This window comes from Mycoplasma sp. 11548, assembly GCF_055523555.1.
Map to the genome: position 1 here is coordinate 329,289 of NZ_JBVFVF010000001.1, position 11,841 is coordinate 341,129.

The window sequence follows — 11,841 nt, forward strand, 5'->3', positions numbered from 1 at the left end:
ATGAAGTTAGGTAGTTTTCAATATTTTTTATAAAATCCATTTATTAGGAAAGCAAGATCATATGCAATTTCTTATGCACATGATTATGTTATTTTACATTAAATTAGGGGCACTAATTCCCAGTAAGTTTAAACCAATTTTAAACACCACTTGAACAGCATATACTAAAGTACTATAATAAGCTTCTTGTGGGTGATTTATTAAACGTGTTTGTGAATAAAAACTATTAAATAAATTAGTTAAATTTATTAAGTATTGAGTTAATAAATTTACTTTTGTTGTTTTGACAATCGTTTGCAATAAATCTGGGAATTGATCTAATTCAATAATTAATTTTCTGGCTTTATTAGTAATTTGATTGTTTGGATCAAGTAAAAAAGGTTTTAAATTATTGCGTAATGATACGGTTCTAGCATGAGCATATTGTAAATTATAAACTGGGTTTGAGACATCCATTAAGTTAGCTTGATCAATATTAAAATCATATTTTGTGCCAATTTCTCTAGTCAGCATACCAAACCTAATTGCATCAGAAGAGGCGACATCTAATAAATCATTTAATGTTACACTTGTTCCAGCACGCTTAGACATTTTAAACTCTTGTCCATTTTTTAATAATCTGACTAATTGGATTATTAAAATATTAATATTATCAGGGTCATAACCTAATGCCTGGAGTGAAATTTTCATTCTTGCAACATATCCAGAATGATCAGCACCCCAGATATTAATTAATTTATCTGCTTTTTGTAATTTAGTTTCATGATAAGCAATATCAGGTGTTAAATAAGTATATGATCCATCGCTTTTAATTAATACACGATCTTTATCATCGCCGAATTTAGTGGTATTTAAGAATAAAGCTCCATCTTTTTGGTATGTATTTGGATTTAATTTAATTAAAACAGGTTTAATTAAATTCTTGGTTGTTAATGCTTTTTCGCTTGAAAAAGTATCAAAATAAATGTTAATTTTTGCTAAATCCACTTTGATTTTATCAAGTAAAATTTGGGTTGCTAATGATTTTAGCTCACTTTCTTTAGTAGCAAAATTATTTAAAAAATAATCATTAACTTTGTCTTTTATTTGTTTTGCAGCTCAAATAATATCATCACCTTTATAAGACTCTTCTGGCATTTGCTCGTAAATTCCAAAGAGTTCTTGGTAACGAATATATACTGATTTAGCTAAATTATCAATTTGATTTCCAGCATCATTAACATAATATTCAGCTTCAACATGGTGCCCGGCATGTCTTAAAATTCTTATTAGTGAATCTCCAAAAACAGCCCCCCGCACATGACCAACATGTAAAAAACCTGTTGGGTTTGCAGATACAAATTCCACATTAATTTTTTCAGGTTTAACAAAGTTGGATCCATAATTTTTGTTTTGTAAAATAATGTTGCTTAAAACTTTGTTTAAAATGGAATTTTTTAAAACAAAGTTTAAAAATCCAGGTGTTGTTACTTCGACAAGTTCAAAGATATCTAGATTATCTAATTTTTCTTTTAAAACATTTGCAACTGCTAAAGGGTTATTTTTTGTGTATTTTTTTAAAATAAAAGCAAGGTTTGAAGAAAAATCAAATTCAATTTCAGATGTTTTTTTATTTTCAGGAATATTGGGCTCAGATAAGGTGAAAACTAAATGATCTGCATCAAAATTTGAATCAAAATATTTTTCGTTTTGTAATTTTAAGACAACTTTCTTTAAAGAATCTTTAATTTGGTTTGTTAAGTTCATTATGCTCCTTAATTTCTTTTTTTAATTATATAAATTGTATTAAATTTAAAAATATTTATAATATAAATATGTTAAAAGTTTATTTATGTGGGCCAACAGTGTATAACTACGTACATATTGGTAATATGCGCCCGATTATCACTTATGATTTAATGCTTAAAGCAGCAAGAGCATTAAAAGTTAATTTTAAGTTTGTGCATAATATTACTGATATTGATGATAAGATTATTAATAAAGCAATTCAAGAAGGTGTGAGTGAAACTGAAATTGCTAAAAAATACTCTGATGATTATTTAAATATTTTAAAATTATTTAATGTTAATACTATTACAAACTTAGAATATGTAACAACTAATTTAACTGAAATTAATAATTTTATTAGCCGCTTAGTTAAAAAGGATAGTGCATATGTTTTAGATAATAATGTTTGGTTTGATACTCATAAATATCATGATTATTATGGGGAAGTATCGGGACAAAATTTAAAACATATGGTTTTTGAAAAAACTAGTTTTCAAAAACATAATCAAGCTGATTTTGCACTTTGAAAAAAAACAAATTTAGGTATTAAATATGATTCTAGTTTTGGATTAGGTCGTCCAGGATGACATACTGAATGTGTTGCATTAATTAATAAGCATTTTGGATCAAGTGGAGTTGATTTACATGGGGGTGGCGTGGATTTAACATTTCCACACCACGAAAATGAAAATATTCAATTTTATGCATTATATCAAAAAGACTTAGCTAGAAAATGACTTAAAACTGGACAAATTAATTTAAATAATAAAAAAATGTCAAAATCTTTAAACAATATTATATTGGCTAATGAGTTTATTAGCAAATATTCTCCTGATCATTTTAAATTTATTTTATTGTTAAATTCATATACATCCATAATAAATATTGATGATAATATAGTTAATAATGTTGAAACAATATTAACTAAAATAACTAAAATATATTTTATGGGTATATTGCATAATCTTAATTTTAATATTTATAATCAAGAAATATATCAAAAATTAATGCAAAATATTTTTGAGTTAAATTTTGCTGCTTTTATGAAAACCTTAAATGACATAATAAAATCAATAAATTTAAATAAAGATCCATTATTAATTAGCACAATTATTAAAGTTTTTGATGATTTAGGCTTTGATTTTCAGAAAATAAATTTTGAAAAATATAAAAATATTTACAAAAAATGGCAGGAATTTTTAAAAGATAAAAACTATTTTGAAGCTGATAAATTAAGATCAGTGTTAATAAAAGAAAAATTATTATAAAAAAGTACTAAAAATAGGAAAAAAAGGGGGTTGATATATGAGAGAATTATTAGTGTGTGGGAAAAATTCAGTTATTGATGCGATAAAGAGCAATATGAAAATTTCAAAAATTATAATTAGTAATAAAGATAATTTAAAATTATTTAACAATAAAAATTTTCATGTTGAAGTAAAAGAAGTTAGTTATCTTAATAAATTAACCAAAGATAATCACCAAGGATTTATTGCTTACTTAGAATCCTTAAACTATCGTGATCTTGAGTTTTTAATCAAACATAAACCTAAAATTGTTTTAGTCTTAGATAAAATACAAGATCCTCATAATCTAGGAGCAATTATTCGTAGTGCAAATGCAGCTGGGGTAAAAGATGTTATTTTACCAAAGGAAAATGCTGCTTCAATTAATTCTACAGCACTAAAGGTAGCTTCTGGTGGTTTTGTAGGTTTAAATTTTTATCGTGTTAATAGTTTATCGGCAACAATTACAAAACTGAAGAAAACTGGCTATTGAAGTTATGCAAGTGCATTAGACAAAAGTGCAACCTCGCACACACAAATTAAGTATAATAGTCCAACTATTATTGTAGTTGGTAATGAAGGTGAAGGAGTTTCAAAAAGTGTTTTATCAGTTTGTGACTCTAAAGTTTATATTGATCAAAAGGGAACTGTTCAATCATTAAATGTATCAGTAGCAACTGCTATTTTGCTTTTTGATTATTTAGCTAAAAATGAATAAGATATTTATTAATAAGTTAAGTCCTGAATTTATAACGCTTTTAAAGTTACACGACAAAAAACTTATTACAACGAATAATTTGATTAATCGTTTTGATAATTTATATTATGAAAGAATTCGTAATTTAGTTTGAAGAATTTACTGATTATACCGTAAATATAATATTGAACTAGATGAAATTAGAAATCAATTATTCATGGTATTTTTAGACATGTTATCACAAGATATGCTTCAAAATATTGATAATTACGAAGCTTGGTTTTGAAATACTTTAAAATTAAAAACCCAAAATTATTTTAATAAATTTTATAATTCACAATATAAATTTGAATCAAACGTTAGTTATAACCAATTGAATTTAAATGAATTAAATTCTAAATTAAAACGTGAATACGATATTTGAAATGGTTCGTGTCAAACGATTGATGACATGAAAAAATATATTTCAGCAGATGAATACGAATTTTTAAAGAATAAGATAAATTTTAAAAACACAAGACTTTCAACTTGAAAGCAAAAGGAAATGATACAAGCAATAAAAAACAAATTAAACAATAATTCATTTTTCTAATCATGGGAAAAATATAATAAAGGCTTAATAATGATTAAGCCTTTTTCATTATCTTTCTTTATTATTTATCAATAAAATTTGAATAAAATAGTATAATATTAACAAATATCAAATGTGATATTTTTTATTAATCTAATATAGGAGATTTTATGGCAAAATTTAAAAGAATTTTTATGATAGTCACAGACGGACTTGGTATTGGACCAGACCGTGACCAAAAGAGTTTTGGTGATCATGGAGCAAACACAATTAGATCTGCTTCTATGGTTGAAGAATTTAAAATAGATACATGGAGAAAATTAGGAATTGGTAATATTACTGATTTAAATGGGAATTACCATGTATCAAAACCTTTAGCATATATGGCTAAAGTACAAGAAGTATCTAATGCAAAAGATACCTTAGCTGGACACTGGGAAATGATGGGAATTAAAACTTTAGTACCATTTCCTACTTTTACTGAAACAGGTTTCCCAGAAGATTTAATTGAAGCTTTATCAAAAGCTTGAGATAATCGTCCAATTGTGGGAAATAAATCTGCATCGGGAACTGATATTATTAACGAGTTAGCTCATGAAGAAAAGGAACGTGGTGCTATAATTGTGTATACTTCAAATGATTCAGTATTACAAATTTGTGCACATGAAGAATGAACTGGTTTAGATAATTTATATAAATATGCTAAAGCAGCGCGGGAAATTTGTTCTTCTCGTCCTGAGTGGAATGTTGGGCGGATTATTGCTCGCCCATATGTTGGTGATTTTGGTAATTTCACCCGCACTTTTAATCGTCATGATTATGCAAATAAACCACAAGAAATGATTTTAAACCGTTTACAAGAAAAAGGTGTTGAGGTTATTTCAATTGGTAAAATTAATGACATTTTTGTGGGGCAAGGAATTAGCACACACTATCCAAGTGAAGGTGATGCTAATGGAATGGACATTACGATTGATTTAGCAACAAAAGGCGGTGAAAATAAATTTATTTTCACAAACTTAGTACAATTTGATTCACATTATGGTCATCGAAGAAACGTTCGTGGCTTTGCATCAAATATTGCATCATTAGATGATAAACTAGGTAAATTAATTAATGCGATGAATGAAGATGATTTATTAATTATGACTTCAGATCATGGTAATGATCCGCTTTATCCAGGTTTCAACCACACTAGGGAATTTTTACCAGCAACTATTTTTTCAAAATCATTTACTAAACCAAAAGTAATACCTAACTTTGAAGGGTTAGGAACCTTAGGTAATATTGTTGCCAGAAACTTTGGTGTTGATATTGTAAGTGAAACAGGTGATGATATTTTTGATCAATTAATATAAAATAAATTTAGAATATTGATAAAACATGCAGTGATCATAACTGCATGTTTTTAATATTTATTTAATTCTAAAAACTTTGTTTGTTTGCAATAAAAAGTATGCTAAATACTATTAATTGGAAATGTCACATGCAAGTTTTTTGCATGTGACATTGTTTTTGTCTGCCATGTAATAAAATAGTTGTATTAATAATTTTTCAAAAAATAAAGGAGACTTTAAAAATATATGAAAAATTTAGAAAAATATATTTGTGTTTTTGACAAATATCGAAAAGAAAATAAATATCAACATTTTAAAATCGAAGAGAATCATAATACTATCTTGAAAATGCAAGGAGCTCTTGAGTCGCATCGAAAATTACGATCAGATCAAATTGATCTAGAACAACTTTATAATATTTTACAAGAACTTTCTGAAGGTTTCTCAATCCAAGAAGTAGCCAAGATTTTTGATAGAGACATTCGAAGTATAAAAAGTAAAATCCAAATTATTACAAATCGCAAAGCATTGAGTTTAGATAAACAAAATCGTTATGTTTGTCCTAAGTGTTCAAAAAGAGTAATGCGTGTTAAAACCCTTAATTTTGCAAAGCTATACGAACATTTATTAGGCTATTCGTTTTCGCGACTCTTTTTTGTAAGTGATACAATTAAAGAGAAATGAAAGGACTACAGAAAATATTGGTATAGTGAGCTTAATACATACAATAAAAATAGAAATAAAAAGAATTTGCAGCAAAAAGAAGTTAAGAAATCAGTTACCTATCTTGTAAATTCTTTTAAAAAATTATCCCCTGATGAATTTGCTCCCTCACCTAGTACAATTTATAAAATAATTAAAAAATACCCTTATTTCCTTGAATTTGACCACATTGTTAAAAAATCTGAAGGCAAATATGGCATAAGGAAGAATAAGCAAACCAAACCTAAAACATTAAAATATGCTACAGAAATTTCGAAACGTCCAGCTTATATTAATGATCGCTCTGAACATGGTCATTTTGAATTAGACACCGTTATTGGTAAAATCAATGATACATATTGTATTGTGACCATAATTGAACGGCAAACCAGAATGTCTTATGCTATGCTCTCAAAACGCAACTCCAAAGCTATCAAACTAATCAAGAAACACAACTTAGAGATTAAAACTTTAACTGTTGATAATGGTAGTGAAAATGTCTTATTGTACCAGGTCATTCCAACTGAAAGATTATTTAAATGCCAACCATATAGTTCATGACAAAAAGGTTCAATAGAAAATATGCACTGCTTAATTAGGTATTACATTCCCAAAGGAAAAAGCTTAGATAAATACTCTCAGCAAGAAATTGATTATATGATGGAAAAAATAAATAACTATCGACAAGTTGTCCGGCAATATAAGATAACCTAAGAAATTTTTAATCCCCCGCCTTTGATTGCAATCAAAGGGGCCTTACTTTTGACAAAAGTAAGCAAAACCGACGAGAAAACACTGCCGTGTTTTCTGTTTTCGCATACATTTTTTATGTAAAATTTATGTTAAAATTAAAATGCAATTATTTTGTTAATATCTCGCAAGTGACTTTTCTAAAAAACATTTAATATTTATATAGTTTAATTCTTAATGTATAATATATAAATTATTATAAAAAGGAGGTATTTAATATGTCACAAATAATAAATGAAGATATCTTATGAAAAGCAGCTGAAAAACTAAGAGATAAAGTTGATCCTGCTGATTATAAGAATATCGTTTTAGGGCTAGTATTTTTAAAATACGTTAGCGATAAATATATCGCTAAATATAATGAATTAATTAAGTATAATGATGGACGCGAAGAAGATGAAGATTATTATACAGCTGAACACGTTTTTATTGTTCCTAAAGAATCATTGTGAAGTTATGTAGCATCACATTCCAAACAAGATAATTTAGGTCAAGTAATTGATAATGCATTCATTTTACTTGAGAAAAATAATAACCAATTAAAAGGAATTTTGCCTAAAACATAATCTAAAAGCGATTTAGATAAAACTGCTTTAGGTGAATTAGTTGATTTTTTTACTAATAATTTAAATATGGAAGATGCTGATGGGGACTTTTTTGGGCAAGTATATGAATATTATGTTGGTGCTTTTGCTAAATATATTCCAACTAAAGGTGGAGAATTTTTTACCCCTAAATCAGTTGTTCAACTAATGGTTGATATTTTAGAACCTTATAAAGGTAGAGTTTATGATCCTTGTTGTGGCTCAGGCGGAATGTTTGTACAATGTTCTAAGTTTGTTAAAGAACATCAAGGTAAAATTGATAACATTTCAATCTTTGGTCAAGAATCAAATCCTGGAACCTGAAAAATGGCTAAAATGAATTTAGCCATTAGAGGACTTGAAGGAAATCTTGGTGATCGTAATGGTGATACATTTACCGATGATTTACATAAAACATTGCGAGCAGATTATATAATTGCTAATCCACCATATAACTTAAAAGAGTTTTGAAAACCTTCGCTGCAAGGAGATCCACGTTGAGTCTTTGGTAAACCATCTGAAAAAAATGGTAATTATGCTTGATTGTCATTAATGTATGCAAAACTCTCACCCAAAGGAAAAGCTGCAATCTTAATGCCTAATGGAGCAACAACGTCTAATACCCAAGATGATTATAAAATTCGTAAAGCTATGATTGAATCTGGTAAAATTGATGCAATCTTAGCTTTACCTAATAAATTATTTGCCAATGTCAGCATTTCAGTGCAATGTTGAATCTTAAACAAAGATAAAACAAATAAAGATATTTTATTTGTTAATGCTGATGCAATGGGTAAACTAATTTCTCGTAAAATTAGAGTATTAGAAGATGATGATATAAATAAAATCCTTAAAGCCTATAAAGACTTTAAGTCTAATACTTTAATAGATCTTCCAGGTTTTTGTAAAAAAGCAACACTGGAAGAAATAATCGCACAGGATTATAGTTTAAATCCTGGGCGATATGTTGGAGCAGATGAATCAAATAAATTATCTCCTGAAGAGATTAAACAGCAACTAAAGGTTGCATCTGCTGAATTGTTAAAACTAATGAAGGAGGGCATGGAACTAGAAGAAAAAGTTAAAGAGATTTTAGAAGAAGAGATTAAATAAGATAGTGTTAACTATGTGGTTACGTTCATTATCAGAATGTATATTCAATTGAATGGAAAATAGTGCATCTTTGTTTATAGATTCAAAGATTGTGCCAGTTGAAGAGGTAAGGAATTTGTTTCTGTTAGCTTTAAGAAGGTAGAAAAGATATTTTGATGATACCTTTGTTGGTTTAATTGAGGCTATACCTCTACCAATAGCAATTTTAGTATTAGATATATTTAATTGGCCAACTGGTGCCCTTACAGAAAATAAGATATCACCAATATCTGCCTCTTTATTCCATTCATTAGTTCAAACATCAAAATAAGGATATGTATCACCAAATGTAGTGCTTCCTTGCAAAAATGGCAGCCCATTTTGGATTCTATTATATGAAGACGATTTAGGTGATTGTCCCATTGTTATTATCGATATATCAGATAATTTACATTTCATATTAATAACTCCAATTAGTGTTAATTATGTGAATTTGATTATCAATAGATGGTAGGTCTATTTTTAAGCTTTCAAATGTTTTAATTTGCAAGTGCTTAATAGCAGCACCAGTCCCTTTTGTTTGGAGTGTTTGCCTTAGTTTTAGTAAATAATAAAAAAGATATAAGGGCATTATTTTATCTGAAAGTTTTTCAAAATATATAAAACCAGAATATAGACACATTTGTGATCCAGTAAAAATTGGTATCCCTAGAGTCCCAGAACTTGAAACAACTAAAGTACCCTTAGGGACAAGTTTAGTTTTATTAATACCCTCATGTTTTATAAATTCATGTGTATTATTAACTACTCTATCTCCAAGTTTAAAGTCAGCGATTTTTAACCACGGGTATCCAGTATTAGAAAGATATTTACTAACAGGGAATGGTTGAGATCCTCTGCTAATTATTGCTAAATCTTTTAATTGATAAATCATTATATACCTCGAATGTTAACTATGTGTTGTTGGGTATTTAAATTTGGTAATTTTATTTCAACGTTTTCTAATATATTTGTAGTTAGTTCTTTCATAACAGCACCACTAGATATGGAACTAAAAAATTCGATTTTTGTCGAAAGTCAATAATACATATATTCGTTATTAAGTAGACCTGGATTACATGTCAATGATTTAAATCCCTGGCTTGTGCAAAGTTCAACCCCTGCAATAGCTAAATAGCCAATTGATGCTTTTGATGAAAGCAAAACAGTACCTTTAGGAACTAATGTAGTTGAACAACTATCATAACCTTCTTTAGTAATTAATTTATTGGATGTATAAATATATTTGCCATTAAATGATGATAAATCTGACGGAGTTATTCAAACAATATTACCATTTCAATATGCTTTATTTTTAGCAGATGGGGTTGAACCATTGATAATTTGTGCAATCTCCTTAATTTTATAAGTTCTCATATTATGAAACTAAAAGAAATATTAAAAATTTGTTATGGAAAAGATCAAAAAAATGTTGAAGTTGATTCAAGTGAAATACCAATTTTAGGGACTGGAGGAATAATTGGATATACTTCAAAATACCTATATGATAAAGAATCAGTATTAATACCCCGTAAGGGAACAATAAGCAAAGTATTTTACATTGATAGACCATTTTGAACAATTGATACATTATTTTATACAAAAATTAAAACATCAGTTATACTTCCAAAGTATCTTTATTATTTTTTATTACTAATGGATTTAAATAAATTTTCTGAAGGTTCGGCTGTTCCTTCAATAACACGAAAATCACTGTATGAAATAAATGTAAATGTTCCTAACTTCAAAACCCAACAACACATAGTTAACACTATCGGCAGTGTTGATGATTTGATAGAGAAAAAGCAAGAAATAATATTAAAAATCAAAGAATATCGCAGAATTAAATTCATGAAATATGCTTCATTATCTAATTTAAAAGAAGATATTTTAGAACACATCGAATTAGAAAATGGTGCCCAACCACCTAAGGAGCAACATGTATATGAACTTATGCCAGGATATGTAAGATTTATCCAGAACAGAGATTATAGCTCAGATGCACATCTTACATATATTCCAATCTCAAAAAGAAATCATTTATGCAGTATTTCTGATATTATGATGGATAAATATGGAGATGCGGGGGCCATTAGACATGGTATTGCAGGAGCATTTAACGTAGCTTTGCTTAAAATTATTCCTAAAAATTTTTACGAAATAGAATATATTAGAGATTTTCTATCACAAAAGAAAATAAAAGACTTGTTATATTTATCATCACAAGCATCAACTAGACCATCTCTAAATGAAAAAACATTTATTGGTATAAAAATGCCATTATTAAGTAAGGATATATTACTTAAATATCAGGAAAGTATGGAAAATATTTTAAATATCGAATTAAAATTAAAAAACGAGATAGAAAAATTAAAACAAATAAAACAACATTTATTAAATAAATACTTCTAGTTAATTAAGAATATCGGTATTGTTGATGACTTAAATGAAAACAAGAAATTACATCCCCTAACTAATATTGTTCAGTTTCAAAAAGGTTTTGAGGTTGGTTCCTCTAAATATAGTGAAACTAAAAACCCTGGACAAATCAATTACATTAGAGTTGGTGATTTAAAATCTTTGGGAAATACATTTGTTGACACTTTGGATAATTACGCATATGCCAATTTTGAAGATATACTTGTAGCTTTTGATGGATCACCAGGGCGAAACAATATAGGTCTAGTTGGAGCCTATTCTTCTGGTATATATAAACTTATTTGTCTTAATGAAGATAAAGGCTTAGTCTTTTTTGAAATAAATAGCAAAATTAATAAACAAATAATTGATATTCATACATATGGAACAACAATAAAGCATGCTTCCAAATCAATAAATTTCTTAGTTTATGCTAATGTATCTAATAAAGAAAAACAAATATTAAACTGTTATTTCAAGCAAATAATTCAAAACAAAAAGAAGATTAACATTTTAAAGCAAATAAAAGCTAATCTTCTAAATAAATACTTCTAAATTTACCAGTCAACAATTTTATCAATAATTGCTTGTTGTTCTT

The 11,841-nt window shown here is 27.5% G+C and carries 13 protein-coding genes; 9 read left to right on the forward strand and 4 right to left on the reverse strand.

Annotation, left to right across the window (positions count from 1 at the left end):
- Nucleotides 1–93: 93 nt before the first annotated feature.
- The gene (gene argS, locus AC0B4K_RS01350; protein WP_465103492.1) at nt 94–1,746 is read right to left on the reverse strand and encodes an arginine--tRNA ligase; all 1,653 of its coding nucleotides are present in this window, start codon (nt 1,744–1,746) and stop codon (nt 94–96) included.
- Between the two features lie 68 nt (nt 1,747–1,814).
- On the opposite strand from argS, the gene AC0B4K_RS01355 reads away from it, so the two are divergent.
- From AC0B4K_RS01355 to AC0B4K_RS01385, 7 genes are all read left to right on the forward strand, one after another.
- Nucleotides 1,815–3,035: a class I tRNA ligase family protein gene (locus tag AC0B4K_RS01355; RefSeq protein ID WP_465103493.1), complete on the forward strand. Its 1,221-nt coding sequence runs from the start codon at nt 1,815–1,817 to the stop codon at nt 3,033–3,035.
- Nucleotides 3,036–3,072: 37 nt separating this feature from the next.
- Complete coding sequence (rlmB, locus tag AC0B4K_RS01360) at nt 3,073–3,771, forward strand: 23S rRNA (guanosine(2251)-2'-O)-methyltransferase RlmB (RefSeq protein WP_465103494.1); 699 nt, start codon at nt 3,073–3,075, stop codon at nt 3,769–3,771.
- Nucleotides 3,764–4,342, forward strand: coding sequence for a hypothetical protein (locus AC0B4K_RS01365; RefSeq protein ID WP_465103087.1), 579 nt, complete (start codon nt 3,764–3,766; stop codon nt 4,340–4,342). Before rlmB ends, AC0B4K_RS01365 begins: the two co-directional genes overlap by 8 nt.
- A gap of 149 nt (nt 4,343–4,491) precedes the next feature.
- Nucleotides 4,492–5,679: a phosphopentomutase gene (locus AC0B4K_RS01370; protein ID WP_465103495.1), complete on the forward strand. Its 1,188-nt coding sequence runs from the start codon at nt 4,492–4,494 to the stop codon at nt 5,677–5,679.
- Between the two features lie 225 nt (nt 5,680–5,904).
- The gene (locus AC0B4K_RS01375) at nt 5,905–7,074 is read left to right on the forward strand and encodes an IS30 family transposase (RefSeq protein ID WP_465103496.1); all 1,170 of its coding nucleotides are present in this window, start codon (nt 5,905–5,907) and stop codon (nt 7,072–7,074) included.
- Nucleotides 7,075–7,328: 254 nt separating this feature from the next.
- Nucleotides 7,329–7,676 carry a type I restriction-modification system subunit M N-terminal domain-containing protein gene (locus AC0B4K_RS01380; RefSeq protein WP_465103497.1) on the forward strand — a complete coding sequence of 116 codons (348 nt, stop codon included), beginning with the start codon at nt 7,329–7,331 and terminating at the stop codon, nt 7,674–7,676.
- A 66-nt stretch (nt 7,677–7,742) separates the two neighbouring features.
- Complete coding sequence (locus AC0B4K_RS01385) at nt 7,743–8,807, forward strand: N-6 DNA methylase (RefSeq protein WP_465103498.1); 1,065 nt, start codon at nt 7,743–7,745, stop codon at nt 8,805–8,807.
- Here AC0B4K_RS01385 and AC0B4K_RS01390 read toward each other — a convergent pair.
- The 3 genes from AC0B4K_RS01390 to AC0B4K_RS01400 are packed head-to-tail and all read right to left on the reverse strand — an operon-like array spanning nt 8,787 to nt 10,202.
- A complete protein-coding gene (locus AC0B4K_RS01390; protein WP_465103499.1) occupies nt 8,787–9,245 on the reverse strand; it encodes a restriction endonuclease subunit S in 459 nt (152 codons plus the stop codon). The two genes, AC0B4K_RS01385 and AC0B4K_RS01390, sit on opposite strands and share 21 nt — an antisense overlap.
- Nucleotide 9,246: 1 nt before the next feature.
- The gene (locus tag AC0B4K_RS01395) at nt 9,247–9,720 is read right to left on the reverse strand and encodes a restriction endonuclease subunit S (RefSeq protein WP_465103500.1); all 474 of its coding nucleotides are present in this window, start codon (nt 9,718–9,720) and stop codon (nt 9,247–9,249) included.
- Nucleotides 9,720–10,202 (reverse strand): restriction endonuclease subunit S, encoded by a 483-nt coding sequence (locus tag AC0B4K_RS01400; protein WP_465103501.1) that lies wholly within the window; start codon nt 10,200–10,202, stop codon nt 9,720–9,722. Before AC0B4K_RS01400 ends, AC0B4K_RS01395 begins: the two co-directional genes overlap by 1 nt.
- 3 nt (nt 10,203–10,205) lie before the next feature.
- Between AC0B4K_RS01400 and AC0B4K_RS01405 the strand changes: the two genes are divergently transcribed.
- Nucleotides 10,206–11,237, forward strand: coding sequence for a restriction endonuclease subunit S (locus AC0B4K_RS01405; RefSeq protein WP_465103502.1), 1,032 nt, complete (start codon nt 10,206–10,208; stop codon nt 11,235–11,237).
- A 192-nt stretch (nt 11,238–11,429) separates the two neighbouring features.
- A complete protein-coding gene (locus AC0B4K_RS01410) occupies nt 11,430–11,798 on the forward strand; it encodes a restriction endonuclease subunit S (RefSeq protein WP_465103503.1) in 369 nt (122 codons plus the stop codon).
- Nucleotides 11,799–11,841: the final 43 nt, after the last annotated feature.